We start from the raw sequence: 25,837 nt of genomic DNA on the forward strand, positions 1-25,837 counted from the left end.
CGTTGAGGGCGCGTGTCGTGTCGACGCCATGTCGCGCGCTCACCCGACTGGGGCAGCGGAAAAGTGCGAAACGCCACAAACCGTCACAAGGTGGGTGGGGTGTCCCGCATTCGGAAGCCGGAGGTCCACGTGAGGGGTCAGCAGCCACCCGGGGGAGTGGAACGCGCGCGGCTTCGTGCCTCCGCCGCGGCCTTCACCTCGCTCGTGGCACTCGCCGCGACCGGGCTCGTCGCGGGCCCGGCGGTGGGCGCCCCCTCGGCCGGACCGTGCGCCCTGCCCCGTACCGCCGCACACCACTCCCTCGGCCTGGACACCTGGAACGGCGCCTATCCCCAGCCCGTCCGCTCCCTCGACGCGGTCATGGTCTTCCTGGCGTTCCCCGACTCCACCCCGCTGACCGCGCCCGCGGAGCTCGCCGCCGACCACTTCCCCGGCACCAGCGACTTCTTCCGGCGCGCCTCCTACGGCCGGTTCGCGCTCCACGCCGACGCGCAGCCGGAGTGGACCGTCATGCCGAAGGACTCGACGGACTACGCCATACGGCGTGACTGGGACGCGGCGAAGCGGACGGCGTATCTCCGCGACGCCGTCGCGGCGGCCGACAGGAAGGTCGACTTCTCGCGGTACGACATCGTCTACCTGGTCGCCGACCCCGACGCGCCGGGCGTGGACTCCGACGCCACCAAGGTCGTCAACCTGGAGCATCCGGTCACGGCCGACGGCAAGGACATCAAGCGGGTCGTCACCGTCTTCGAGCGGCACCCGCCGGACCGCAACGTGCTGGCCCACGAGACCGGGCACGTCTTCGACCTGCCGGACCTCTACCACCGGCCGATGGACGGCAAGGGCGACTGGGACACCCATGTGGGGGACTGGGACGTCATGGGCAGCCAGTTCGGCCTCGCCCCCGAGCCCTTCGGCTGGCACAAGTGGAAGCTGGGCTGGCTGGAGCCGAGCCAGGTGGTGTGTGTGCAGGGGCCGGGCTCCCGCCTCTTCAGCCTGGAGCCGCTGGCGGCGGCGCCGGTGGCCGGCGGCACGCTCGGCAACCGGCTCGCGGTCGTACGGACGGGACCCGGCACGGCGCTCGCCATCGAGGCGCGCGGCGCTTCGGGCAACGACAAGGACACCTGCAAGGAGGGTGTGCTGATCTACCGCGTGCGGAACGAGGCGGCGTCCGGCGAGGGGCCTATCGAGGTCGTGGACGCCCATCCGCGGACCGAGGCCTGCTGGGACCGCTCGGTGTACCCGCCGCTGGCGGACGCGCCGCTGGCGGTGGGTGAGACGCTCACGGTGCCGGACGACGGCACACGGGTGGAGGTCGCGGACCGGACGCCGGCGGGGGCGTACACGGTGAAGGTGACGGTGCCGCCGCCGTCCCTGTAGCCCCTGGTGCTCGGACGGCCCCGGACGGCCCCGGACAGGTCCGGACAGCAAGAAAGCCCCTCGCTCTCGCGAGGGGCTTTCTCCGTCTGTGCGCCGCCAGGGACTCGAACCCCGGACCCGCTGATTAAGAGTCAGCTGCTCTAACCAACTGAGCTAGCGGCGCCTGCTGACGTCGTAGACCTTAGCATCCTGATCGGCGGGAGGAAAAATCGATATCCGCACGTCGGCGGCGGACACGGCGCGGGCCGCCCGGACGCAGGCCCAGAGCATGACCTCGGGGCCCGGCAGCCAGGGATTCCGGGTGTCGGGGGCGACCACCCAGCGGGGGCCGGAGGCGCTCGGCGGCGTCAGCGGGGGGATCGTCACGGCGTCCCCGGTGCCATGGCAGAGCGGCGGCGGAACGGTGTCGCCCCACTCCTCCCAGTGCAGCAGGGCCGGTAACCGCTGGGCGGTCCCGGGCGCGGCGAAGAGGAGCATCCGGCCGCGGTGGACGGCGACGGGCCCGGAGCCGGGACCCTCGTCCCAGAGCCGGTCGAGCATCCGGCGTCCGAAGGTCGGCTCCACGTTCACGACGTCGAAGACGGCCCCGCAGGGGAGGACGGCGGGAGCGGCGGGGCGGGACTCCCATAGCGCGAGCGTGGAGCGCGGGTACGCGGTGGCGGAGGCGAGCCAGTCGGCTCCGGCGGCGGTGACGTGCGCGGAGTGATGGCGCCGGTCGTCCGCGTCCCGGAGGAACCGGAAGAAGTCGCCCCGGTCGGTCCGCCGCTCGTCGGCGTCGCTCTGGGCGGGGCTCAGGGGAGTCTCGTCTCGCAGCCATGCGCTCATGACGTCAGGTGTACCGGCGGTGACGGAGCGTTTCCGAATGTTGCCGGAAACCCGGACAAGGGCGGTGTGAGGGGAGTATCTTTCGCCCCGGCATATGCCACCCGCCGATGGCGGGGGCGCATGGCGCGCACGGGGGCGCGGGAGCTTGCGCCGAGATCGGGGCGCGCCCCTGTGCCCGGGCGCGCAGGTTCGCCGATGCGCCGCCCGGCGGGCCCCGTCACGCGGGGGCGCATCCGAGCCCCGACGCGCGCTGCGGGAGCACCCCGGCGCCTCGACCTCCCGGGCCGCCGAAGCGCCCCGACGCGCGCTGGCTGCGGGAGCACCCCGGCGCCTCGACCTCCCGGGCCACCGAAGCGCCCCGACGCGCCCCCGCTGAGCCGCGAGGTGTGGAGGCGCCGCATGCGCGGCTCCAGGCCGCCCGCCGCCCAGGTCGGGCGGTCGCCGGGGAGTTTCGGTCCTCGCGGGGTGATCCCCGGCTCGGTCGCCCGCCCGGCGCCGGGCTAGTCGTCCGTCGGGGTGGTGGCCGTGCGGAGGAGGTCGTGGCCGAAGTCGATCATGCGGCGCGCGTAGTCCTCGGTCCACTCCGCCCGTTCGGCGACGTCCGCCGCCGTCAGGCGGTCGAAGCGGCGCGGGTCGGCGAGCTGGGCCGCCGCCATCGCCTGGTACTCGATGGCCCGGTCCGTCGCCGCGCGGAACGCGAGCGTCAGCTCCGTCGCGCGCGCCAGCAGCTCACGCGGGTCCTCGATCGACTCCAGGTCGAAGAAGTGCTCCGGGTCCGCGGTCGCCTCGGCGGGCTCGAAGATCAGCGGTGCGGGCCGGAGCCGCCGTTGCTCGTTCCGCTCCGCGGATTCCGCCATCGTCCTTCTCCTCCTCGCACACACGCGGCCCGGACTCCCGGGCCGTGTTCCATTGTCCCGCTTCGCGCAAGAGGGCGGGAGGCGGTCAGTCGCCGAGGCCGCGGAGATACACCGTGAGACCGCCGAAGAACTCCCGCTCGGCGTCGATGCCGGGGGCATGACGGGCTGCCTCCGTCATGTACGGGAAGCGGTCACGCGGAAGTTCGGCGATCGCGGTCGTCCCGGCGCCGGCGAGGGAGCCGAGGTGCTCGAGCTGGATCGCCCCGACGACGTACGAGATCAGGCCGCGCAGCGCGACGACGCGCCGCTCGCCGTCGATGCCGGCCTCCGCCAGCAGGCCGAGCACCGACTCCGACCAGCGCAGCAGCCCGGGCAGCCGGTGCCGGTGGGTGACCGTCAGCGGGACGGCGGCCGGGTGCGCGCCGACGCTGTCGCGCAGGCGCCGGACCATGACCTCGATCCGCTCCCGCCACGGCGTGTCGGCGGGGGGCGGGGTCGGGTCGACGGAGCTCAGGACGCGCTCGACGACGAGCCCTTCGAGCTCGTCGCGGTCGGCCACGTACCGGTAGAGCCCCATCGTGCTCATCCCGAGTTCCTTGGCGACCGTGCGCATCGACAGGCCCGCGAGGCCGTCGCGGTCGATGACGGCGAGCGCGGCGGCGGCGAGCTGTTCCGGGGTGAGGGACCGAGGACGGGGCACGGGTTGACAGCGTACGGCATACGCCTACGCTGTTAGGGGTACGCCGTACGCCTACGTGGAGGTCGTCCATGCTCATGCCCGGCGCGCCCGTTCCCGCCCGCACCCTCGACCCGGTCCTCGGCCCCCCGGTCGCCGTGCCGGACCCCGACTGCTTCGTCCACCTGCAGTTCCGCCGCTTCGCGGGCTGCCCGATCTGCCACCTCCACCTGCGGTCGTTCGTGCGCAGGCACGAGGAGATCGAGGAGGCGGGCATCCGGGAGGTCGTGATCTTCCACTCGCCCCCCGAGGAGCTCCATCCGCACCTCGACGGACTGCCGTTCGCGGTCGTCGCCGACCCCGACAAGCGGCTCTACGCGGAGTTCGGCGTCGAGTCCTCACCCCGGTCGCTGCTCTCCCCACGGGCGTGGGGGCCCATCGCGCGGGCCGTGCTCCTCGGCACCTGGGAGATGCTGCGCGGCCGGGAACGCCCGCCGGTACGCAACCCGCGCGGCGGCCGGCTCGGACTGCCCGCGGACTTCCTGATCGCCCCGGACGGCCGTATCGCCGCCCTGAAGTACGGCGAGCACGCCGACGACCAGTGGCCGGTGGACACCCTCCTCGCCCACGCATCCGCGACCCCCCGCCCGACCCCCACCCCCAACTGACCCCTCAGGGCCGCCAGGTCACGCGGTGTTCGGCCAGGTGGGAGAGGACCGCGTGGTTCGCCTCCCAGCCGTCCGGGAATTTGACCGTCACGCCCAGCTGTACCGGTTCCGTCGACGGGTGGTCGTCCAGGAGGTCGGCGACGCCTGCGCGGCAGACCACGATGCAGGCGTGGCGGTGGCGGGAGGCCAGGACGCACAGGCGGCCCGTCTCCAGGTGGAAGGCCGTGGCGTCCGGGCGGCCCGACAGGGGGTGGAGGACGACCGTCACGTCGTACTCCCGGCCCTGGAGGCGGTTCGCCGTGTCCACCGTCACGCCCGTGACGCCCAGTTCCGCCAGCGCCGCGCGGACCGCCGCCGCCTGGTCGCGGTGGGCCGTGCCGACCGCGATCCGGTCCGGGGTCAGCGGGACCGGCTCCGGGCCCCGCTCGCTGACCGCGGCACCGCCCCGGTCCAGGAGCCGGCGCACCACGAGGGCCACCGCCCCGACCGCCTCCGGGTCCGTGCGCGGCGTGTGCCGGGCGGGCAGTTCGAGCAGGCCCCAGCCCGACTCGGCGGCCTCGTCCAGGACTCGGTCCGGGCCCGAGCCGTCGGACGGCACCCCGAACGTCAGGCGCCGGTCGCCGTGGTCCGTGCCGCTGCGGAACCGGGTGTACGGATAGAACGCGTCGGACACCAGCGGCGCCGCCGAGGCCGGAAGCCGCCAGGACACCGGCAGCCGGTGCTGCGGCAGCTCCGGGTTGTGCGCCAGCAACGTCGAGACCGCGCTCGCCGAAGGGTCGTACGACAGGCCCGCCCACTGCTCCGCGCCGACCACCGAGAACGGGTCCAACTGCCCCGGGTCGCCCACGAACAGCGCTCGTTCGAAGAGCCCCGCCACGCCGAGCAGCGCGTCCGAGCGCATCTGGTACGCCTCGTCCACGATCGCGTGCGCCCACGGCTCCACGTTCTTCACGTGCGCCCACTTCGCGGACGTCGAGATCGTGACCGGAAGCCCTGCGAGCTCCCCCGCCTTCGGTGACTTCCGTACGTTCTCCAGCTCGTCGAGCGCCTTGTCGTACGGATCGCTGTCGTTGGAGTGCAGCCGTCCCACCGGCAGGTCGGGACGCTTCTCCGCGAGCCGCAGCACCAGGTCGTCCACCTGCGCGTTCGTCTGCGCGACGACCATCAACGGCCTTCCCGCCTCGGCCAGTTCGAGCGCGGCCCGGACCACGAGCGTCGACTTGCCCGCGCCCGGCGGGGAGTCCACGACGACGCCCCGGGCGTTCCCGTGCAGGGTGTCGGCCAGGATCGCGGCCGTGGCCCGCGCCGCCTCCGCCGACGGGTCGAAGACTTCGGTGCTCACAGCAGGTCCTCCGGCGTGACGGCGTCGGGCGGTTCGGCGGCGTCGGAGCGCGGAGGGCCGCCGTGCGTCCAGGGTGTCTCCTCCGGGTCGGGGAGCTTCGCGCCGACCCGCTGGTCGTGCTCGAAGAGCGTCCAGGCGATCCGCTCGCCCTTCTCCGGCACCGACCCCTCCGCGGGTTCCTTGGAGCGGCCCATCCGGTCGGTGATCCGCAGCACGAGCGAGCCGTCCTCCTCCTGCCGTACGAACTCCGCGGTCTGCGGCTTGCCTTCGAGCGAGCGGTACACCTTCACCCCCGCACCCAGGTGCGGACGGTCGTCCGTGCGGACCGTGAGCAGCGGGCGCGGTGACGGGCGCTTCGACTCCGACCAGGCCATCGTCACCTCCGCCACCTCCGCGACGAACGCCTCACCCGAGAGCCGCCGCCCCGCCAGCACCAGCGGGTCGTCGAGCGCCTCCTGCGCCTCCAGCTGCCCTTGCGCGGACTCGCGCGCGGCCAGCTTCTGCGCTGCCGTGACCGCGTCGTCGCGGCGGGGCTGCGGCGGCTCACCGGCCGTGACCCGGTCCCGATGTCCGGTGAACGACCAGCGGTCGCGGGTCCATCTGTCCGCCACCCGGGCTCCTGCGGGCAGCTCCCGCAGCAGGTCCAGGGCGCGCCAGACCGCGTCCCACGTCGGCTTCAGCTGGGAGGCGATCAGCCGGCGGATCTCCCGCTCGGCGCGGTGCAGTTCACCGAGCCGCTCGTCGGCGCTCTCGCCGTCCTCTGCGGAGGCCAGCGCCTGCCTGGCCCGGTCGAAGCGTTCGACGGCGGGTGCGAGCAGCCGGTTGTCGAAGGCCGGGTCGGTCGCGGGACCGGCGGGCGGGCAGAGCAGCTGCCCGTCGCGGTCCCGGCCGAGTTCGGCGCGGAGCGCGCCCTCGGCGCCCGACTCGTCGTCGTACGGGTCGATCCAGGCCAGGAGCGCGCCGAGGTGCTGGTCCTCCAGGGAGGACTGGCCCGTGGCCCAGTGCCGGTTGAGCAGGTCCGTCGCCGACAGCAGCAGCGAGGAGCCGGGTACGCGGGCCCGCTCGCCGAAGTGGGTGAGCCAGCGGCCGAGCAGCGGCACGCGCGGGGGCGCGGGGAACGGCGTCTCCGGGTCCTGTTCCGCCGTGCGCCGGAAGCGCATGGACCGCCCCAGGAGGCGTACGTACTCGACGCCGGCCCGGCTCGGCACGATCAGCTGCGGCGCGTCCGCGCACAGGTCGACCTGGACCTTGACCTTCTTCCCGGTCTCGGGATCGGTCTCGTTGCGCTCGGCCGCCTCCACGACGTCGGTGAACGAGTCGATGTACGGCAGGACTTCCTCGGCCAGGTCGGCGAGGAACGCGAACCGCAGGTCCCGGTCGCGAGGCTGGGCGACCACCAGGAGCCGGGGCTCCTCGCGGTCGGTCCCGACCAGCGCGCCGAGCGGGGCGCCCGCCTCGCCGGCCGTGGTCAGCGGTACGAGGACGAGCGGACGGTCGGCGACGTGCCGGTGCCGGACCGTGGCCAGCGGCTGCGCCCGCCCGGACTCGACGGCCTCCAGCCGGGCGAGGGTGGAGATCAGCGACATGAGGAGCCTCCTCGTCCGGTACCGTGCGCCGGCCTCGTGCTCAGCAGGGGCATTCGACGACCGCCCCGGCAGTCCGCGCGGGCGCGCCCGCCAGCGCCTCCGTGCGCAGGGCCTGGGCCCGGCGCAGCGCCTCGACGGTCGGGTCCTCCGCGTCGCCCTCCTCGCCGCGGGCCGCCGCCAGGACCGCGCCGATCGTGGTCAGGCCGCCCAACTCGCCCCGCACCGAACGCCCCAGCGTCTCCACCACGGCCGCGGCCCTGGCCCGCTCCCGGCAGTGGAAGGCCAGTTCGCAGGCGGAGAGACACTCCGGCGCGTACGCGTGCGGAACGGACTCCACCGCCGCCGTGAGTTCCTCCGCCGAACAGGACTCCACGTCGAACGTGATGCCGTCGGGCAGCGCGTCCGCGATGTCCTCGATCCGGGTGAGCCGGTTGAGCTGCCGGCGGGTCACCGACAGCTGCTTGCGGACGTCGACGACCGAGGCGGTCGGCAGGTTGGAGAAGTCCTTCGGGCAGACGAGGAGCACGCTGTGCGCCACCTGCGCGCCCTCGGTCAGCGCCGCGACCCGCTCCAGGGCCAGGACGTACACCGCCGCCTGGCGGGCCGCCGCGCCCACCTTGGAGGCGTCGGCGGAACCGTCGATCATCGGGAAGGACTTGATCTCCACGACCGTCCACCGGCCGTCGGGGTGCACCACCACGGCGTCCGGCTCCAGGTAGGCGGGGGAGCCCGCCACCTCCAGGGCCAGCATCGGGTGGTCGAGCAGCGCCCAGCCGCCGGCGGCGGTCGCCTCGCGCAGCGCGAGCGCCGTGCGGGCCGCCCGCCCCTCGGGACCGGCCGCCGTCAGGTCGGGGACCAGGGCCGCGTCGGGCTCGTCGATGCCGAGCAGCCGCAGCAGTTCGCGGCCGCCGTCCGCCTTGACCTTCGCCTCGAAGGCGTTGCCCCGCATGAACGCGAACTGCGACTGCCCGAAGGCGGCGGGCGAGCCGAGCTTCGCCGCGAGCGCGGTCTTGTCCACGCCGGCCCCGTCGAGCAGCGCGCGGCGCCGGCAGCCGGGGTTGGCGGCCAGGGCCGCCAGCGCCCGCGCGTCCAGCGGGTGCGGCGCCACGGCGGGGCCGCGCAGCTCGGCGAGTCTCTCCCACACTCTCGGCTTCACCGGAGCGGGAGAGGCCCCGTGCCGTCGTGTCGTCTGCGGAGGGAGGGGAGCTCCGCCGTCCAGGGATGCGCTCACCCGCGGAAGTCTCCCATCCGCCACTGACATCCGGTCGCGGTTCCGGCCGGACGACGCTTCCGGGGCGGCTTCCGTACCGCTTCCGTACCGCACCACCGGCCGGTGTCCGGCCGTCCGCGTCGCCCGGGCGACGCCGTGAATTCATGTGCGGGATGATGGGGGTGCACCTGATACGTGAACCCCTGGAGAGCCTTCATGGCACCGCGCATCCTGCTCGCCCGGCACGGCCAGACCGAGTGGTCGCTGAGTGGCCGGCACACCGGCAGGACCGACATCCCGCTGCTCGACGAGGGCCGGCGCGGCGCCAAGCTGCTGGGGGAGCGGCTGCACCGGGGGCCGTGGGGCGGGCTGCCGGACGTGGAGGTCCGCACGAGTCCGCTGGTACGGGCGCGTGAGACCTGCGACCTCGCCGGTTTCGGCGTGCGGGCGCGGGAGTGGGACGCGTTGATGGAGTGGGACTACGGGGCGTACGAAGGGCTGACCCCGCCCGAGATCCAGGCGGTCCAGCCCGGCTGGCTGCTGTGGCGCGACGGTGTACCGGAGGGCGAGAGCCTGGCGCAGGTCGCGGCGCGGGTGGACGAGGTCGTGGAGTGGGCGCGGTCGGAGGACCGGGACGTGCTCGTCTTCGCGCACGGCCACATCCTGCGTTCGCTCGCGGCGCGCTGGCTGGGCGAGGAGGTCTCCTTCGGCGCCCGCATCGGCCTCGACCCGACGAGCCTGTCGGTCCTCGGCTGGATGTACGGCAAGCCCGCCCTGACCCGCTGGAACGACACGGGGCACCTGGAGTAGGACGCCCGGGGGCCCGGTCGCCGCAGGCCCGAACACCCTCGTAGCCCGGCCGCCGCAGGCTCGAACGTCCTCGGAGCCCGGTCGTCGCAGGCCCGAACACCCTCGTAGCCCGAACACCCTCGGAGGCCGCGTCGCCCCACGCGTTCAGCGTGTGGTCGCGAGGACCCGGCTCGTGTCCGTGAGGATGCGGCGGATGCGGGAGGACTGGACGTCGCCGAGCGAGTCCATCACCCGGCGCGCCTCCGCCGCCGCCTCGTCCGGACGGCCCGCGTGCGCCAGGTTGCTCGCGAGCTGGGCGCGGTAGAGGGCGAGGTTGCGGGCGAAGTGGGGGTTCTGGAGGACGGTCGCGCGATGGGCGTGACGGGCCGCACGGCTCCAGTCGCCCAGCGCCGACCAGCAGTGGGCCTCCAGCGCCTCCAGCTCCGGCTCCCCGAAGAACGACATCCACTCCGGGTCGCCCTCGCTCTGACCACGGGCGAAGTGGGTGTGCGCGCGGCCGAGGGCCTGCTCGCACGCGGACCGGTCGCCGATTCCCGCCCAGGCTCCCGCCTCCCGGAGGGAGAGCAGGGAGAGCAGCCGGTCGGAGGAGAGCGGCTGGGCCGCCCGCAGACCGGCCTGGGCGGCGCGGACCGCCTCCCGGTACCGTCCCGCGTCCCTGGCGAGGAACGAGGTGTTGCAGAAGGCGTGCGCCTCCAGGGCGGCATCGCCCGCCACGCGCGCGGTGGCCAGGGCCTCCGCGTAGTGCGAGCGGGCGTCGTCGAAGCGGCCGGAGTCATGGGCCAGCCAGCCGACGGAGATCGCGAGCTCGCCGGCGCCGGTGTGCAGCCGGTCCTCGGTGGAGCGGCGGGCCGTCGTGCCCGCGTCGAGCAGGGCGTACGCCGCCCGGAGCGGCTGGGCGGCCGCCTTGTAGAGGCCGTCGGCGCCGTGCCGGTCGTCGAGCAGCCGGATCTGCCGTACGGCGTCCTCGACGGCGCGGACCTCGGCCTCGCCGATCCTGTGGGCCCCACGGGGGGCGGGGATCGCGACGGCGGTGCCGCCGAGTCCCAGCGAGGCGGCCGCCACCGTGACGGTGCCGCTCGTCATGAATGCGCGACGCAGCACGTCGCTCTCCTCATCGTTCCGGGTCGTGATGGCGGGTGGGGGCGCCCCGGCCGCGACGGCCGGCCGTCGGCCGCGTACCGCCTCCCGCGCCGAGAAGCCCAGGTCCGCCAGGGAGAGACCGGGGAACATGTGCAGGAACACCCGCTCGTACGCGTAGTTGGGGCAGCGGATCTCGCCCGCCTCCACGCGCCCGATGTAGCGGGCGTCGCACGCGACCCGCTCGCCGATCTCCCGCGCCGCCCGCCGGACCGCCGCGGCGAACTCCGCCGGCGAGTGCTGTCCGCGGAGTCGGCGGAAGGCGAGATTGGGAACTGCCCCTGACACCGCCATGGCCGAGCCCTCTCCTGTGCTGCCGGTGTTCCGGCCGGGCATGAACGTACCTGCTGTGTCCGGGCGCACACGCTGGGTTTTGCCATAAATCGGATATCTCGCTCGCAATCTGCCATGAACTGCCATCCTTTGCGGCGGCGTGCCGCCGTAGCCGTTGACGCGGATGAGCGTTGAACCATGCGGAGAGACGGAACGTGTCTTCTCGGAGCAAGGAGGGGTCCCCTTGTTGGAGATCGGATCGCAGTCGACCGCACGGCACGCACCCACCCCGGACGCCAGTGCCCCGCACGCCGAGCCCTGTGACCTGGTGACCGTGCCGGCGCGCCAGGGCCTGGAGGCCGTGGACATCCTCCGCAGGGGCGGGACCCCGGTCGTCGGTCCCGTGCTGCACGACGGTGCCTGCGACACCCTCGGCTTCCTGGTGCCGCCCGGCACGGCGGCGGGCTGGGACATGCCGGGAAGTGCCTGTACGCAGACCTCCGGCCGCGGCCTTCGGATCCCCGAACTGCCGGAGCTTCCCGGGCCCGCCGGTGACGCGCCCCGCCCGGCCGGCTGGCTCCTGCCGCCCGGTGACAGCGTCGAGGTCACCGACCCGATGGTGCTGCGCGAGGCCCTCGGCCAGGCGGCCCGGCTGATCGAGGCGGCCGACGGCTGCCACTAGGGCGGCCCGCCCTCCGGTCATGGCCGGGGGCTCGTCGGGCGGGGGAGTCCGGCGGGCGCCGATAATGGGCACGTGGCAAGGAACAGACAGCGTGAGAAGGCGGCAGCCGCCGTCGCCGTCGTCGAGACCGTCGACGGCGGGCTCGCGGAGCTGATACCCGACCGGGAGCGGCCCCGCGGCTGGACGCTGCTGATAGACGGTGCCCCGCAGTCGCACGTCGATCTCGACGACCCCGGCCACCTCTCCTTCGAGTACCAGCGACGCCTCGGCCACATCGCCGACCTCGCCGCCCCGCCGAACCGGCCGCTCCAGGCCGTCCATCTCGGCGGCGGAGCCTTCACGCTCGCCCGCTACATCGCCGCCACCCGGCCCCGCTCCACCCAGCAGATCGTGGAGCTCGACGGGCCGCTGGTCCAACTCGTCCGCCGGGAGCTGCCACTCGACACGACCGCCCGCATACGGGTCCGCTCCACGGACGCGCGCGCCGGCCTCTCCAAGGTGCAGGACGGCTGGGCGGACCTGATCATCGCCGATGTCTTCAGCGGGGCGCGCACGCCCGCGCATCTGACCAGCACCGAGTTCCTCACCGAGGTCCGCCGGGTCCTGAGGCCGGGCGGTTTCTACGCGGCGAACCTCGCCGACGGGCCGCCGCTGACCCATCTGCGCGGCCAGGTCGCGACCGCCGCCACCGTCTTCCCCGAACTCGCGCTGACCGCCGATCCGACCGTGCTGCGCGGGCGCCGCTTCGGCAACGCCGTGCTCCTCGCCTCCGACCGCGAGCTGCCCGTCGCCGAACTGACCCGCCGGGTGGCGACCGACCCGCACCCGGGCCGGGTCGAACACGGCCGTACGCTCACCGACTTCACCGGGGGAGCGACCCCGGTCACCGACGCGAGTGCCAAGCCCTCGCCCGTACCGCCCGCGTCCGTCTTCCGCTGACGCGCTGACGCGCTGACGCTGGCGCGCCGCGAGGCGGCGCCTGCCGTCAGCGGTCCTCGATCTCCACCCGGGGCGCGGTGTCGTGCCACACGCAGAAGACCGACAGCTCGCGGCCCTCCCTGGTGAAGGTGACCCGGATCCAGGTGGGCTGCTTCCACACCTGCATCTGCCACCCCGAGGCCGGTGTGGCCGAGACCAGCTCCGCCGAGGTCTCGCCGAGGTCGAAGGCGACCAGACCGCCGTCCACGGCATAGCTCTTCACGCTCCCTGCGCCCTGCGGCTCCTGCGAGGAGGGCTTCGGCGCGGTGGGTTTGCGCGAGGGCGTCGCGGAGGCGGACGACGGCGACGGGGTCGAGCCGGAGGCGGCGGGCGGTGTGGGAGAGGAGGGCGTCGGCCGCCGGGTGGAGGAGGCCGACGGGTCACCGGCCTTGTCGGCCGGCCCGTCGCTGCCGGACCCGGCCGGGATGGGCAGTGCGCGCGGCGGGTCGTAGACCGTGCCGGCCATCACCGTGTGCACACCCCACCACGAGAGCGTGACCGCCGCGCCCGTGGCGAGCGACCACGCCATGGCGTGAACAAGTCCTCTACGCATCCGGGCCATACTGCACCACGGCCGTCGCGGGCGTCCCGCTGGGTGGACCTTCCCTCGGCCTCACCCGGATGGCGTACGGTGCGGCCCATGGCAAGTGTGCTCGTGGTCGAGGACGACCAGTTCGTGCGCTCCGCCCTCATCCGGCATCTGACCGAGGCCTCCCACACCGTACGGAGCGTCGGCACGGCCCTGGAGGCGTTGCGCGAGGTCGCCCATTTCCGTTTCGACGTGGTCATCCTCGACCTCGGACTGCCCGATCTGGACGGCTCCGAGGCGCTGAAGATGCTGCGCGGCATCACCGACGTACCGGTGATCATCGCGACCGCGCGGGACGACGAGGCGGAGATCGTCCGGCTCCTCAACGACGGCGCGGACGACTATCTGACCAAGCCCTTCTCCGTGGAGCACCTGTCGGCGCGGATGGCCGCCGTCCTGCGGCGCTCACGGGCCGCCGGGGAGGCCCCGCCGTCGCGGGTGATCCAGGTCGGCGGTCTGTCGATCGATCCGCTGCGCCGTCAGGCGGAGCTCGACGGGGCCCGGCTCGACCTGACCCGGCGGGAGTTCGACCTGCTGGCGTTCCTCGCCGGCCGGCCGGGTGTGGTCGTCCCGCGCAAGGAGCTGCTCGCCGAGGTGTGGCAGCAGTCCTACGGGGACGACCAGACCATCGACGTACATTTGTCATGGCTGCGGCGGAAGTTGGGCGAAACGGCCGCCCGCCCCCGCTACCTCCACACCCTGCGCGGGGTGGGCGTGAAGCTGGAACCGCCGCGGGAGAGCCGGCCGTGAGATGGGCACTCGTCAAGGTGTCGCTGGCCGTCACCGCCATGGTCGTCGTCGCCTTCGCCGTACCGCTCGGCCTCGTCGTCAAGGAGATGGCACGCGACCGTGCCTTCTCCAACGCCGAGCGCCGCGCTGCCGCACTCGCGCCCGTCCTCGCCATCACCACCGACCGGGACGAGCTCGACCGGGCCGTCGCGAGCACCGAGGACGGGGCCGCCGGACGGATGGCCGTGCACGTCCCGGCCGCCGCATCGGCCGACGAGCCGGGCGCCGGGGCCCTGGAGATCGGCACCCGCAGGGCCGACGAGAAGGAGCTGCGCACCACCCGGGAACTGGGCCGGGCGACGATCGCCGAGGTGGAGGGCGGCTCCGTGCTGCTCCAGCCCACGGCGCTCTCCTCCGGGCAGGTCGCCGTCGTCGAACTCTTCGTCCCCGAGGGCGAGGTCACCAACGGCGTCGCCACGGCCTGGCTGGTGCTGGCCGGCGTCGGCGTCGCGCTGATCGTCGGCTCGGTCGCGGTCGCCGACCGCCTCGGCGTACGGATGGTGCAGCCCGCGCAGCGTCTCGCGGGCGCCGCCCACGACCTGGGCGAGGGCAAGCTCGGGGCGCGGGTCCCCGAAGAGGGGCCGCCGGAGCTGAAGTCGGCCGCGATCGCCTTCAACTCCATGGCCGACCAGGTCGTCCAGCTCCTCGCCAACGAGCGCGAACTGGCCGCCGACCTCTCGCACCGGCTGCGGACCCCGCTGACCGTGCTCCGGCTCAACGCCGCCTCGCTCGGCTCGGGACCGGCGGCCGAGCAGACCCGGACCGCCGTCGAGCAGCTGGAGCGCGAGGTCGACACGATCATCCGTACGGCCCGGGAGGCCAAGCCCCAGACGCAGAGCCCCGGCCCGGGCGCCGGCTGCGACGCCTCCGAGGTCGTCCGGGAACGGATGGACTTCTGGTCGGCGCTCGCCGAGGACGAGGGCCGCAAGGTGCGGGTCGCGGGCATCGAGCGTCCGGTACGCATCCCGGTCGCCCGGCCCGAACTCGTCGCCGCGCTCGACGCGCTGCTCGGCAACGTCTTCCGCCACACCCCGGAGGGGACGGCGTTCTCCGTCGATGTCCACAACGGCGACGACGCCGTCATCGTGCTGGTCTCCGACGCGGGGTCCGGCATCGCCGACCCGGCCGCGGCGCTCACCCGCGGCAACAGCGGCCACCGTGACGGCTCGACGGGTCTCGGCCTGGACATCGTGCGGCGGATGGCCGAGGCCACGGGCGGCGACGTCCGCATCGGACACTCGGTGCTCGGTGGTACGGAGGTCCGCATCTGGATCGGCCTCGACGGGCGCCGCTTCGGCGACGCGGCGGGCCGCGGCGGCCGCCGGGGGCGCCGGAAGAAGCCGGCCACGCCGAGGGCCCGCTGAGGCACACCGGGAGTGCCCCGAGGGCTCGGCCAGGGCCTGCCGAGGGCCCGCCGAGGGCCTGCCGCGGGACCGCCGCGGCCCCGCCGAGGGCTCGGCGGGTTACGAGGGCCCGCCAGGAGTGCCTCAGGGTCTGCCGAGGCCCCGCCGAGGTGCCCAACCTTTCGTCGTTCCGATGCCTCCCTTAAGCGGACCCTAAGAATCCTCAACCCTGGCCCGCTCGTGGCCATTTGTCCGTTTCCCGCTCGCTAGCGTGCTGCCGCACCCCACCCCCGCACACAGAGGCAGGCACGCGATGGGCACCAGTTCGCACCGGCGCAGGGCGAGCGGCAGGACCAAGGTCGTCGGCGCGGTCGTCGCGGCAGCGGTGATCGGCGGCGCGGCGTTCGCGCTCACCGGCACCGCCCAGGCCGCGGCCGTCGGCGCCGCCTACACCAGGACCAGCTCCTGGACCGGCGGCTACACCGGGCAGTACGTCGTGACCAACGAGACCTCCAGCGTCCAGCCGGGGGGCTGGACGCTGGAGTTCGACCTGCCCGCCGGGACGACCATCGGGTCCCTGTGGAACGGCGAGCACACCGTCTCCGGCCGGCACGTCACCGTGAAGCCCGCGAGCTGGAACAAGGAGCTGGCCCCCGGCCAGTCCGTCACCGTCGGCTTCGTGACCTCGGCGGCCGGCGCGGCCGGCGACCCGACGAACTGCCTCATCAACAAGGCCACCTGCTCCGTAGGCGGCGCCACCCCGACGCCCAGCGGCCGGCCCACCGGGCAGCCGACCGCCACCGTCGCCCCCACCGCGTCGGCCACCCCCACGGCCACCGCGACGGCCACCCCGAGCCGGCCCGCCACGACGGCGCCCACGCCCACCCCGACGGCTACCGCCACCGGCACCCCGGGCGCCGCCGCGAAGTACGCGCCGTACGTCGACACCTCGCTCTACCCGGCGTACGACCTGCTCGCCACGGCCGACGCCACCGGTGTGAAGGAGTTCAACCTCGCCTTCATCACCTCCGGCGGATCCTGTGCCCCGCTGTGGGGCGGCGTCACCGATCTGGCCGACGACAAGGTCGCCTCCCAGATCGGCGCCCTGCGGGCCAAGGGCGGCGACGTCCGGGTCTCCTTCGGTGGCGCGGCCGGTCACGAACTGGCCCTGAACTGCGCGAACTCCGCCGACCTGGCCGCCGCCTACGGCAAGGTCGTCGACCGGTACAAGCTCACCAAGGTCGACTTCGACATCGAGGGCGCCGCCCTGCCCGACACCGCCGCCAACACCCGGCGCTCGCAGGCCATCGCCCAGCTCCAGAAGTCCCACCCCGGCCTGAACGTCTCCTTCACCCTGCCGGTCATGCCCGAGGGCCTGACACAGCCGGGCGTGGACCTGCTGGCCGACGCCAAGAGGAACGGTGTCCGCGTCGACGCCGTCAACATCATGGCGATGGACTACGGACCGGCGTACAGCGGCGACATGGGTCAGTACGCGATTCAGGCCGCGACCGCGACCCAGGCGCAGATCAAGGGCGTCCTCGGGCTGAGCGACAGCGCCGCCTGGAAGGCCGTCGCCGTCACCCCGATGATCGGGGTCAACGACGTCACCACCGAGATCTTCAAGGTCGACGACGCGACCCAGCTGGTGGACTTCGCGAAGTCCAAGGGCATCGGCTGGCTGTCGATGTGGTCCTCGACCCGCGACAAGCAGTGCGCGGGCGGCGCGGTGAACCACGCGGACGCCACCTGCTCCTCGATCCTCCAGCAGCCGCTGGCCTTCACCAAGGCGTTCGCCGCCTACAAGTAGCCCCTGCGCCCCCCACACCGCGCGCCCCGGCCGGTTCCACCCCACCACCGGCCGGGGCGCGCCTCTTCGTGGGCCGCCAGAACGAAAGAGGCCCCGGTTCGCAAGAACCGGGGCCTCTTCCTTCAGGGTGAGTAACGGGACTCGAACCCGCGACATCCTGGACCACAACCAGGTGCTCTACCAGCTGAGCTATACCCACCACGACCGGCGGTTTTCCCGAAGGTTTCCCCGACCGGCCGAGAAGAAGTCTACAGGGTCCGAGAGGGTGCTCGCGCCCGTATTCGACCCGGCGACGCCGTGGCGGCGTCAGAGGGGCGTCAGGGGCGCGAGCAGGGGTTGCTCGTACCTGGCAGGACTGGGGACGGGCGGCTCCGGGCCGGTGAGGAGTGGTCCGGAACACACCTGGGAACACACCCCGGACCACCCCGGACCGCGCCGTACGGCGACGCCGTGCCGCTCCGGACTACTCCGGACGTACGACGTGGCGTGCCGCGATCTGCTTCGCCGTGTCCGAGTCCGGTCCGGGCTGCGGGACGAAGATCGCCTCGCGGTAGTAGCGCAGCTCGGCGATGGACTCGCGGATGTCGGCGAGCGCGCGGTGGTTGCCGCTCTTCTCCGGACTGTTGAAGTACGCCCTCGGGTACCAGCGGCGGGCCAGCTCCTTGACCGAGGAGACATCGACGATCCGGTAGTGCAGATGGTTCTCCAGCGCCGGCATGTCCCGTGAGAGGAAGCCGCGGTCGGTGGCGACCGAGTTCCCGCACAGCGGGGCCTTTCCGGGCTCCTTGACGTGCTCGCGTACGTAGGCGAGCACCTGGGCCTCGGCGTCGGCGAGGGTCGTGCCGTCGGCCAGCTCGTCGAGCAGGCCGGAGGACGTGTGCATCTGGCGCACGATCTCGGGCATGGTCTCCAGCGCCGCCTCCGGCGGGCGGATCACGATGTCCACGCCGTCGCCGAGCACGTTAAGTTCCGAGTCGGTGACCAGTGCGGCCACCTCGATGAGTGCGTCGTCCGTCAGCGAGAGCCCGGTCATCTCGCAGTCGATCCACACCATGCGATCGTTCATGCGTCCTACCTTAGGGGGTGGCCCCCGGTTCGGACCGGGACCGGCCGTACGGCCCGGGACCGGGCGGGACGCCGACGGGCGCCGGGAGAGGTGTCCCCGGGCGCCCGTCGGTCTTCTCTGTGCGCGGCTTGTGGCGCGCGCGGTCCGGCCCGCCCCTAGGGAGCGCTGCGCTGACCCGGCAGGGCAGCGCGACCGGAGGCGTACATGTCGGACTGCGGCTTGCCCGGCTCCATCGGGCCCCCGGGACGCCGGACGACCGGCGGGCCCTGCTGGGGCACGAGCGGGTCGAGCACCGTCGTCGTGGTCTCGGCCTGCGGACGCCGGGCCCGGTAGGCCGCGCGGTACGCGGCCGGCGAGGAGCCGAGCTGGCGGCGGAAGTGCCCGCGCAGCGCCACCGGGGAGCGGAAGCCGCAGCGTCCCGCGACCTCGTCGACCGAGTAGTCGGAGGTCTCGAGCAGCCGCTGCGCCTGCAGCACCCGCTGGGTGATCAGCCACTGCAGCGGGGCGGACCCCGTCAGCGAGCGGAAGCGCCGGTCGAACGTACGCCGTGACATGTACGCGCGGGCCGCGAGCGTCTCCACGTCGAACTGCTCGTGGAGGTGCTCCAGGGCCCAGGCGACGACCTCCGCGAGCGGGTCGGCGCCGATCTCCTCTGGTAAAGACCTGTCGAGGTAGCGCTCCTGGCCGCCGCTGCGCCGCGGCGGGACGACCAGCCGGCGCGCCAGTGCGCCCGCGGCCTCCGCGCCGTGGTCGGTCCGCACGATGTGCAGACACAGGTCGATGCCGGCCGCGGTGCCGGCCGAGGTCAGTACGTCGCCGTCGTCGACGAAGAGCTCCCGCGGGTCCACATGGACCGACGGATAGCGCTTGGCGAGCGTCGGCGCGTACATCCAGTGTGTGGTGGCCGGTCTGCCGTCGAGCAGTCCGGCCGCGGCGAGCACGAACGCGCCGGTGCACAGCCCGACGATCCGCGCGCCCTCTTCGTGTGCCCGGCGCAGCGCTTCGAGCGCCTCCGGCGGTGGCGGCGAGGTGATCGACCGCCAGGCCGGTACGACGACGGTTCCGGCGCGACTGATCGCGTCGAGTCCGTACGGTGCGGTGAGTTCGAGGCCCCCTGTGGTCCGCAGCGGGCCCTCCTCACCGGCGCACACCAGCAGGCGGTAGCGGGGTACTCCCGCGTCCTGCCGGTCGATTCCGAACACGGAGAGCGGGATGGAGCTCTCGAAGATGGGGCCGCCGCTGAACAGCAGCACCGCGACGACTTCGCGGCGGCGGCGCCCGGTCAACTTCCGTGCGGCCTCCGTTACGGCGGAGTCCTGGCTCATGACGCTAAGCCCCCCTCGGTGTTCGCGTCTCCCTGGTCCTGTCGCTCCTGCACGTTTCCCCTCGGTTTTGCACGAGACCCCAGTCTTCGATACCCATGATCGAATCTACTGTGTTCCGTAGTGCCGACGTGACAAGTTCACCGTCCGGCACATTGTCGACAAGGCAACTTGGCGCGAAGCATTCGATCACGAAGCGTTCCACTCACGGGCGGCGCAGGGAAGTGCGTCGTGACCGCATGGCCCGTCCCCGTAGGGTGCGGGGGCCGAGCTGAAGCCTTTCATGCCTGGTGGCACCAGGGTTGAGGGGGCATTCCGCCAAGGACTCACCGGCATGTGGAAGTTGGCTGAAATCATATGGGTGTGAGTGTGCGAACCCGTCAGCTTCACGGGGAGTCCGTCACCTCTGACGGTGGTTTCGGCCGCCATGGGAGTGTCGTCCGCGGGGTCCCGCGGCCTCGGCGCGCAGCCCGCGTTCCGCGCGGCGCAGCAGCACCCGGCAGACCGCCGTCACCGCGGCGAGTCCGAGCGCCGTGCCCGCCGCCCCGCCCAGCGAGGTGCCGTAGACGACGAGCACGACGGGGACCAGGACGCAGCAGAAGACGGCCCAGCGGACGACGTCGCCCGCGGGGTCCGCCGGGGGGTGCGGGGCCGCGGGGCCGGGGGAGCGGGCGGGGGGCCGGGGGCCGGCGGGGGCGGCGGAGGCGGGGGTGACGGCGGCCGGTGGTGCGGGCACGGGCGGGGCTCCCTGCGACGGTGACTGGACCTGTGGGAACGAGAAGCGGAACGTTCCGGTCACTCCCCGTGGCGGCCGTTCGGCCCCCGTACCGGACAGCTGTAGGACACAACCGGCATTGCCATAACGGGACGGGCTCGTGCATGCTCCCTGGAACGCCCTGCGGGCGCCGTGTGTGGCCCCGGACCGCTCTGGGCAGGAGAGAGGTGTCGCCGTACCCTTGGGGGTATGGGCTTGGGAAGATGATTCCCGGACACCGCTCCGTCGCCAACCGTTGCTCCGTACGACGCTCCGTCCCTTCCCACAAGGATCTTCTTCGCCGAGACACCGATGGCCGGTCACGAATTCTCCGAACCCGCGGACCGCAAGCGCGTCGCCGACTCCACGGTCGACCCCCTCGCGGTGGAACAGCCACGCCACTCCTGTGATCCCGCCTTCCGGCACGGAGTGGTCGTCGGCTTCGACGGCTCGACCTCCAGTGAGCGGGCCCTGGCGTACGCCGTCGGCATGGCTCGCCGATCCGGCTCCGGTCTGATCATCGTGCACGTCGCCAACCGGCTGCCCACCACCGTCTGGGCGGGCTGCGAGCCGCCGGTCTTCGTCGACGTCCCGGACCACCGCACCGAGGTGCTCGGCCTGGAGCTGGCCTGCGCGGACTACCTGGCCGAGGTCCCCTGGATCCTCGTGGAGCGCGGCGGCGACATCTGCCACGAGCTGGAGGAGGTCGGCCGGGAGTACTCGGCCGACGCGATCGTGGTCGGCTCGACGCACGGCATCGTCGGCCGGCTCTTCGGCTCGGTGGCCGGCCGGCTCGCGAAGCGCGCGCAGCGGCCCGTGATCGTCATCCCGTGACCGGCGGCCGCTGACGTCGGCCCTCCCGGCCCCTGGCCTCCGGCCTCCTCTCCTCGACGTTCCGTCAACTCCCTTGCCACGGCGATATTTTCCGCCGTCGTCAGGTGATTTGTGTGCTTGTGAAGGGTAGTTAAAGGTCACCGGAACAAGCAGCTCACGCAGCACAACTGCGCACCTGAAGGGAGCCCGCCGTGGACAACGAAGTCGCCGCGGGAAACACGACCTCCACTCTCGGCCACCTCGCGCTCGGACTGACCCTGCTGGCCTTCGGCATCGGCAGCACGGGTGTCATCGACAACGTCGCGGCGTCGGACGCCGCATCCCTCGCCACCTGGGTCGGCGGGGTGGCGCTCTTCCTCGTCGGTCTGCTCGCCCTGCGCGCGGGCAACGGTGGTGAGGGCACGGCCTATTCGGCGCTCGGCGCGTTCTGGTTCACCTGGGGGACCGGAGTGGGCGACGGCGGCTCGGCGGAGGCGACCGGCCTCTTCCTGCTGCTCTGGGCGCTGCTGGCGCTCACGCTGACGATGGCGGCCGGCGGCAGCGGTCTGTTCGGGCAGGGCGTGTACGGGCTGCTGTTCGTGGCGCTGCTGCTGCTCGGCATAGGTGCCCTCGCGGACAACGGCGGTCTGGCGAAGGCGGGCGGCTGGGTCGCCGCGGTGGCGGGCCTCGCGGCCTGGTACGGCGCGACGGCGGCGGTGGCGCACTGGCCGACCTCGGTCAGCCGCCCGGGCCGCCGGGCGGCCGCGGCGAGCTGACGCCAGGCGGGATCGGGTCAGGAAAAAGCGGTCCCCGCGCACCGGTGAGGTGCGCGGGGACCGCTTTCATGTCCGGCCGGGCGTCCGGCCCTCCGGGGACAGGTCCGGAGATGCGGGCGGACGGGCTTTCCCGGCCGTGGTCGAGAGCTCCGGGGGACAGGCCCGGACAGCTGCTACTCGACCGTGACGGACTTGGCCAGGTTGCGCGGCTTGTCGATGTCGCGGCCCATGGCGAGCGCCGTGTGGTAGGCGAGGAGCTGGAGCGGGATGCCCATCAGGATCGGGTCCAGCTCGTCCTCGTTCTTCGGGACGATGATGGTGTGGTCGGCCTTGACCTGCTCCTGGTGTGCGACCGCGAGGATGCGGCCGCTGCGGGCCTTGATCTCCTCCAGCGCGGCGCGGTTCTTCTCCAGCAGGTCGTCGTCGGGGACGATCGCGACCGTCGGCAGGGCCGGCTCGATCAGGGCGAGCGGGCCGTGCTTCAGCTCGGAGGCCGGGTACGCCTCGGCGTGGATGTAGGAGATCTCCTTGAGCTTCAGGGAGGCCTCCAGGGCGACCGGGTAGCCCCGCACGCGGCCGATGAACATCATCGACTGGGCGCCCGCGTACTGCTCGGCGATCTTCTTGATCTCCTCCTCGGTCTCGAGGATCTCGCTGATCTGCGCGGGCAGCTTGCGCAGGCCCTCGATGATCCGCTTGCCGTCGGTGACCGAGAGGTCACGGATGCGGCCGAGGTGGAGGGCGATCAGCGCGAAGGCGGTGACCGTGTTGGTGAAGCACTTGGTGGAGACGACGCAGACCTCCGGGCCGGCGTGCACGTACACGCCGCCGTCGGCCTCACGGGCGATGGCCGAGCCGACCACGTTGACGACGCCGATGACACGGGCGCCCTTGCGCTTCAGCTCCTGCACGGCGGCGAGCACGTCGTACGTCTCACCGGACTGGGAGACGGCGATGTAGAGGGTGTCGGGGTCGACGACCGGGTTGCGGTAGCGGAACTCCGAGGCCGGCTCGGCGTCGGCGGGGATACGGGCCATGGACTCGATCAGGCCCGCGCCGATGAGGCCGGCGTGGTACGAGGTGCCGCAGCCGAGGATCTTGATCCGGCGGATGGAGCGGGCCTCGCGGGCGTCGAGGTTCAGGCCGCCCAGGTGGACGGTGGAGAAGCGGTCGTCGATCCGGCCGCGCAGCACGCGGTCGACCGCGTCGGGCTGCTCGCAGATCTCCTTGTGCATGTACGTGTCGTGGCCGCCCATGTCGTAGGAGGCGGCCTCCCACTCCACGGTCTCGGGGGTGGCCGTCGTCGAGGCGCCCGAGGTCGTGTACGTGCGGAAGTCGTCGGCCTTGAGGGTGGCCATCTCGCCGTCGTCGAGGGTGACGACCTGGCGGGTGTGGGCGATCAGGGCGGCGACGTCGGAGGCGACGAACATCTCCTTCTCGCCGATGCCGAGGACGACCGGGGAGCCGTTGCGGGCCACCACGATGCGGTCGTTGAAGTCGGCGTGCATGACGGCGATGCCGTAGGTGCCCTCGATGACCTTGAGCGCCTCGCGGACCTTCTCCTCCAGGGTGGTGGCCTGGGAGCGGGCGATCAGGTGGGTGATCACCTCGGTGTCGGTCTCCGACGCGAAGACGACGCCGTCGGCCTCCAGCTTGGCGCGGAGCTCCTGGGCGTTGTCGACGATGCCGTTGTGGACGACCGCGACCTTGTTCTCGGGGTCCAGGTGCGGGTGCGAGTTGATGTCGCTCGGCGCGCCGTGGGTGGCCCAGCGGGTGTGGGCGATGCCGGTGGTGCCGGTGAAGCGCTTGGGGACGCGGGCTTCCAGGTCACGGACCCGGCCCTTGGCCTTGACCATCTTCAGGCCGGAGGCCTTCGGGCTGGTGATGACGATGCCGGCGGAGTCGTACCCCCGGTACTCCAGCCGCTGCAGGCCTTCCAGCAGCAGCGGGGCCACGTCGCGCTTTCCGATGTAACCGACAATTCCACACATAGAAGTGTTACCCCTCCAGGTTGGTGAGTGTGCCCGGCCGCGTGTCAGCCGTAGACGATGCGGCGCAGCTGCCGGAGCGAGAGCTCCGGTGGCGCCACGGCGCGGTGCGGCAGCTCGGCCGCGATGCGCTCGAAGATCTCGGCGTTGACGGCGCCCCCGGACTGCAGTTCGCGGTGGCGGCGGCGGACGAAGTCCTCGGTCGACTCGTCGAAGTACGCCAGCACGTCGAGCACCACCCGGGCCGCCTCACCGCGCTGCAGCGCGGTGCTGCGCACCAGGTGGTCGATGAGGTCGTCATGCGACGGGCGGCGTTCGAGCACCAGTGAATACTGAGGGGTGCCCCCCGGACTTCGCAAGAATCCTGCCCGAATTCGGGCAGAGGCTTCCATGATCGCCACCCTGAAGAGGGGATTGGTCTACACCTTGACCCGCGGAAGTGGTCCACGGTACGCATGGTGACTGTTCGGATACGCATATCCACAGCCGCGAAGTCCACCGAAAGGGACCATGCCTGTGAGACAGCGCAGAACGCTTCCCCGTGTGCTCGGCGCCCTGCTGCTCCTTGCGGCGGCCGGGATCTCCTGCGTCGGAGCCGCGCCCACCGCCCACTCCGCCGCCGAACCCGCACTCCGGCCGCTCGGCCAGATCGTCCCCGCCCCCGCCTCCGTGGCCCCCGGCGGGCAGCCGTACGCGATCACCGCCGCCACCCGCATCCGGATCGACGGCCGCTCCCGCGAGTCCCGTGCCGTCGCCGACTACCTCGCCGGGATCCTGCGCCCCTCCACCGGCCACCCGCTGCGCGTCGTCGACCAGGACGACGCGAGCGGCGGAATCCGGCTCCGGCTGACCGACGGGGAGAAGGCGCTCGGCGAGGAGGGCTACCGGCTCCAGTCCGGCCGTGGTGGCATCACGCTCACCGCCCACCGGCCCACCGGGCTCTTCCGCGGCGTCCAGACCCTGCGCCAGCAGCTCCCGGCGGCCGTGGAGAGGCGCACCGTGCAGCCAGGCCCCTGGCAGGTCGCGGGCGGGACCATCACCGACACCCCGCGCTACGCCTGGCGCGGCGCGATGCTCGACGTCTCCCGTCACTTCTTCACCGTCGACCAGGTCAAGCGCTACATCGACCAGCTCGCCCTCTACAAGGTCAACAAGCTGCACCTGCACCTCTCCGACGACCAGGGCTGGCGCATCGCCGTCGACTCCTGGCCCCGCCTCGCCGCCTACGGCGGCTCCACCCAGGTCGGCGGCGGACCCGGCGGGTACTACACGAAGGACGACTACCGGGAGATCGTGCGGTACGCGGCCTCCCGCCACCAGGAGGTCGTGCCCGAGATCGACCTGCCCGGCCACACCAACGCCGCTCTCGCCTCCTACGCGGAGCTGAACTGCGACGGCGTCGCCCCGCCGCTCTACACGGGCACCAGCGTCGGCTTCAGCTCCCTGTGCGTGCCGAAGGCCGTCACGTACGACTTCGTGGACGACGTCATCCGCGAACTCGCCGCGCTCACCCCGGGCAAGTACCTCCACATCGGCGGCGACGAGGCGCACTCCACCACCCACGCGGACTACGTGGCCTTCATGGAGCGGGTGCAGCCGATCGTCGCGAAGTACGGCAAGACCGTCGTCGGCTGGCACCAGCTCACCGGCGCGACACCGGCCGAGGGCGCCCTCGCGCAGTACTGGGGCCTCGACCGGACCGGCGCGGCGGAGAAGGAGCAGGTCGCCGCGGCGGCGCGGAACGGCACCGGGCTGATCCTCTCGCCCGCCGACCGTGTCTACCTCGACATGAAGTACACCAAGGAGACCAAGCTGGGCCTGGCCTGGGCCGGCTACGTCGAGGTGCAGCGCTCGTACGACTGGAACCCGGCCGCCTACCTTCCCGGCGCGCCCGCCGAGGCGGTGAAGGGCGTCGAGGCGCCGCTGTGGACCGAGACGATCTCCGAGAACGCGCACATCGACCAGATGGCGTTCCCGCGCCTGCCGGGCGTGGCCGAGCTGGGCTGGTCCCCGGCGGCGACGCACGACTGGGAGGCCTACAAGGTGCGGCTCGCGGCGCAGGGGCCTCGGTTCGAGGCGCTCGGCATCGACTACTACCGCTCTCCGCAGGTGCCGTGGCCGGCGGCTGAGTAGAGCGGCGGCTGCGTAGAACACGGAGGA

Annotated in this window: 24 protein-coding genes and 2 tRNA genes; 11 read left to right on the plus strand and 15 right to left on the minus strand. The window is 72.9% G+C overall.

What is annotated here, in order from left to right; translation table 11 throughout:
- Positions 1-99: 99 nt before the first annotated feature.
- Positions 100-1,383 carry a M6 family metalloprotease domain-containing protein gene (locus ACF1G2_RS06445; RefSeq protein ID WP_391797176.1) on the plus strand — a complete coding sequence of 428 codons (1,284 nt, stop codon included), beginning with the start codon at positions 100-102 and terminating at the stop codon, positions 1,381-1,383.
- Between the two features lie 89 nt (positions 1,384-1,472).
- Here ACF1G2_RS06445 and ACF1G2_RS06450 read toward each other — a convergent pair.
- From ACF1G2_RS06450 to ACF1G2_RS06465, 4 genes are all read right to left on the minus strand, one after another.
- A tRNA-Lys gene (locus ACF1G2_RS06450) sits at positions 1,473-1,546 on the minus strand.
- Complete coding sequence (locus ACF1G2_RS06455) at positions 1,537-2,208, minus strand: bifunctional DNA primase/polymerase (protein ID WP_391797177.1); 672 nt, start codon at positions 2,206-2,208, stop codon at positions 1,537-1,539. The genes ACF1G2_RS06450 and ACF1G2_RS06455 overlap by 10 nt, the downstream gene beginning before the upstream one ends.
- A gap of 500 nt (positions 2,209-2,708) precedes the next feature.
- Positions 2,709-3,065: a hypothetical protein gene (locus tag ACF1G2_RS06460; RefSeq protein ID WP_391797178.1), complete on the minus strand. Its 357-nt coding sequence runs from the start codon at positions 3,063-3,065 to the stop codon at positions 2,709-2,711.
- An 85-nt stretch (positions 3,066-3,150) separates the two neighbouring features.
- Positions 3,151-3,765, minus strand: a complete 615-nt coding sequence (locus ACF1G2_RS06465) for a TetR/AcrR family transcriptional regulator (protein WP_391797179.1) — start codon at positions 3,763-3,765, stop codon at positions 3,151-3,153.
- A gap of 68 nt (positions 3,766-3,833) precedes the next feature.
- Between ACF1G2_RS06465 and ACF1G2_RS06470 the strand changes: the two genes are divergently transcribed.
- Positions 3,834-4,409 carry a peroxiredoxin-like family protein gene (locus tag ACF1G2_RS06470; RefSeq protein WP_391797180.1) on the plus strand — a complete coding sequence of 192 codons (576 nt, stop codon included), beginning with the start codon at positions 3,834-3,836 and terminating at the stop codon, positions 4,407-4,409.
- A gap of 4 nt (positions 4,410-4,413) precedes the next feature.
- Here ACF1G2_RS06470 and ACF1G2_RS06475 read toward each other — a convergent pair whose 3' ends face one another.
- The 3 genes from ACF1G2_RS06475 to ACF1G2_RS06485 are packed head-to-tail and all read right to left on the minus strand — an operon-like array spanning position 4,414 to position 8,568.
- The gene (locus tag ACF1G2_RS06475) at positions 4,414-5,751 is read right to left on the minus strand and encodes an AAA domain-containing protein (RefSeq protein WP_391797181.1); all 1,338 of its coding nucleotides are present in this window, start codon (positions 5,749-5,751) and stop codon (positions 4,414-4,416) included.
- Positions 5,748-7,337 carry a hypothetical protein gene (locus ACF1G2_RS06480; protein ID WP_391797182.1) on the minus strand — a complete coding sequence of 530 codons (1,590 nt, stop codon included), beginning with the start codon at positions 7,335-7,337 and terminating at the stop codon, positions 5,748-5,750. Before ACF1G2_RS06480 ends, ACF1G2_RS06475 begins: the two co-directional genes overlap by 4 nt.
- 40 nt (positions 7,338-7,377) lie before the next feature.
- The gene (locus tag ACF1G2_RS06485; RefSeq protein WP_391797183.1) at positions 7,378-8,568 is read right to left on the minus strand and encodes a hypothetical protein; all 1,191 of its coding nucleotides are present in this window, start codon (positions 8,566-8,568) and stop codon (positions 7,378-7,380) included.
- 195 nt (positions 8,569-8,763) lie between these two features.
- On the opposite strand from ACF1G2_RS06485, the gene ACF1G2_RS06490 reads away from it, so the two are divergent.
- Positions 8,764-9,357, plus strand: coding sequence for a histidine phosphatase family protein (locus ACF1G2_RS06490; protein ID WP_391797184.1), 594 nt, complete (start codon positions 8,764-8,766; stop codon positions 9,355-9,357).
- A gap of 144 nt (positions 9,358-9,501) precedes the next feature.
- Here ACF1G2_RS06490 and ACF1G2_RS06495 read toward each other — a convergent pair whose 3' ends face one another.
- Positions 9,502-10,788: a tetratricopeptide repeat protein gene (locus tag ACF1G2_RS06495; RefSeq protein WP_391797185.1), complete on the minus strand. Its 1,287-nt coding sequence runs from the start codon at positions 10,786-10,788 to the stop codon at positions 9,502-9,504.
- A gap of 223 nt (positions 10,789-11,011) precedes the next feature.
- Here ACF1G2_RS06495 and ACF1G2_RS06500 point away from each other — a divergent pair, with 223 nt between their 5' ends.
- Entirely contained in the window at positions 11,012-11,449 is a 438-nt protein-coding gene (locus ACF1G2_RS06500) for a hypothetical protein (protein ID WP_391797186.1), read from the plus strand.
- Between the two features lie 72 nt (positions 11,450-11,521).
- Positions 11,522-12,388, plus strand: a complete 867-nt coding sequence (locus tag ACF1G2_RS06505; protein ID WP_391797187.1) for a spermidine synthase — start codon at positions 11,522-11,524, stop codon at positions 12,386-12,388.
- Between the two features lie 46 nt (positions 12,389-12,434).
- On the opposite strand, the gene ACF1G2_RS06510 is transcribed toward ACF1G2_RS06505, so the two are convergent.
- Positions 12,435-12,989 (minus strand): hypothetical protein, encoded by a 555-nt coding sequence (locus ACF1G2_RS06510; protein WP_391797188.1) that lies wholly within the window; start codon positions 12,987-12,989, stop codon positions 12,435-12,437.
- 78 nt (positions 12,990-13,067) lie between these two features.
- Here ACF1G2_RS06510 and ACF1G2_RS06515 point away from each other — a divergent pair, with 78 nt between their 5' ends.
- The 3 genes from ACF1G2_RS06515 to ACF1G2_RS06525 all read left to right on the plus strand — a co-directional run bounded on the left by ACF1G2_RS06515 (position 13,068) and on the right by ACF1G2_RS06525 (position 16,958).
- Positions 13,068-13,766 carry a response regulator transcription factor gene (locus ACF1G2_RS06515; RefSeq protein ID WP_391797189.1) on the plus strand — a complete coding sequence of 233 codons (699 nt, stop codon included), beginning with the start codon at positions 13,068-13,070 and terminating at the stop codon, positions 13,764-13,766.
- Positions 13,763-15,169, plus strand: a complete 1,407-nt coding sequence (locus tag ACF1G2_RS06520; RefSeq protein ID WP_391797190.1) for an ATP-binding protein — start codon at positions 13,763-13,765, stop codon at positions 15,167-15,169. The genes ACF1G2_RS06515 and ACF1G2_RS06520 overlap by 4 nt, the downstream gene beginning before the upstream one ends.
- A 292-nt stretch (positions 15,170-15,461) precedes the next feature.
- Positions 15,462-16,958, plus strand: a complete 1,497-nt coding sequence (locus ACF1G2_RS06525; RefSeq protein ID WP_391797191.1) for a cellulose binding domain-containing protein — start codon at positions 15,462-15,464, stop codon at positions 16,956-16,958.
- A gap of 126 nt (positions 16,959-17,084) precedes the next feature.
- On the opposite strand, the gene ACF1G2_RS06530 is transcribed toward ACF1G2_RS06525, so the two are convergent.
- From ACF1G2_RS06530 to ACF1G2_RS06545, 4 genes are all read right to left on the minus strand, one after another.
- Positions 17,085-17,157: transfer RNA gene (locus tag ACF1G2_RS06530), tRNA-His, on the minus strand.
- A gap of 264 nt (positions 17,158-17,421) precedes the next feature.
- On the minus strand, positions 17,422-18,024 hold the full coding sequence (gene orn / locus ACF1G2_RS06535; protein WP_391797192.1) for an oligoribonuclease: 603 nt from the start codon (positions 18,022-18,024) through the stop codon (positions 17,422-17,424).
- Positions 18,025-18,179: 155 nt separating this feature from the next.
- The gene (locus ACF1G2_RS06540) at positions 18,180-19,349 is read right to left on the minus strand and encodes a helix-turn-helix domain-containing protein (RefSeq protein WP_383223912.1); all 1,170 of its coding nucleotides are present in this window, start codon (positions 19,347-19,349) and stop codon (positions 18,180-18,182) included.
- Positions 19,350-19,746: 397 nt separating this feature from the next.
- Positions 19,747-20,082 carry a hypothetical protein gene (locus ACF1G2_RS06545; RefSeq protein ID WP_391797193.1) on the minus strand — a complete coding sequence of 112 codons (336 nt, stop codon included), beginning with the start codon at positions 20,080-20,082 and terminating at the stop codon, positions 19,747-19,749.
- 330 nt (positions 20,083-20,412) lie between these two features.
- On the opposite strand from ACF1G2_RS06545, the gene ACF1G2_RS06550 reads away from it, so the two are divergent.
- Together ACF1G2_RS06550 and ACF1G2_RS06555 are read left to right on the plus strand one after the other, a co-directional pair.
- Positions 20,413-20,934 carry a universal stress protein gene (locus ACF1G2_RS06550; protein ID WP_391797194.1) on the plus strand — a complete coding sequence of 174 codons (522 nt, stop codon included), beginning with the start codon at positions 20,413-20,415 and terminating at the stop codon, positions 20,932-20,934.
- Between the two features lie 191 nt (positions 20,935-21,125).
- Positions 21,126-21,689: a GPR1/FUN34/YaaH family transporter gene (locus ACF1G2_RS06555; protein WP_385851833.1), complete on the plus strand. Its 564-nt coding sequence runs from the start codon at positions 21,126-21,128 to the stop codon at positions 21,687-21,689.
- A 173-nt stretch (positions 21,690-21,862) separates the two neighbouring features.
- Here the strand turns inward: ACF1G2_RS06555 and glmS are convergent, their stop codons facing one another.
- Both glmS and ACF1G2_RS06565 read right to left on the minus strand, forming a co-directional pair.
- Positions 21,863-23,680, minus strand: coding sequence for a glutamine--fructose-6-phosphate transaminase (isomerizing) (gene glmS / locus ACF1G2_RS06560; protein WP_391797195.1), 1,818 nt, complete (start codon positions 23,678-23,680; stop codon positions 21,863-21,865).
- A 44-nt stretch (positions 23,681-23,724) separates the two neighbouring features.
- Entirely contained in the window at positions 23,725-24,000 is a 276-nt protein-coding gene (locus ACF1G2_RS06565) for a hypothetical protein (protein WP_041662420.1), read from the minus strand.
- Positions 24,001-24,187: 187 nt separating this feature from the next.
- On the opposite strand from ACF1G2_RS06565, the gene ACF1G2_RS06570 reads away from it, so the two are divergent.
- Positions 24,188-25,810, plus strand: coding sequence for a beta-N-acetylhexosaminidase (locus ACF1G2_RS06570; RefSeq protein WP_391797196.1), 1,623 nt, complete (start codon positions 24,188-24,190; stop codon positions 25,808-25,810).
- Positions 25,811-25,837 lie beyond the last annotated feature (27 nt).

This window comes from Streptomyces sp. NPDC013457 (assembly GCF_043089925.1).
GTDB lineage: Bacteria > Actinomycetota > Actinomycetes > Streptomycetales > Streptomycetaceae > Streptomyces.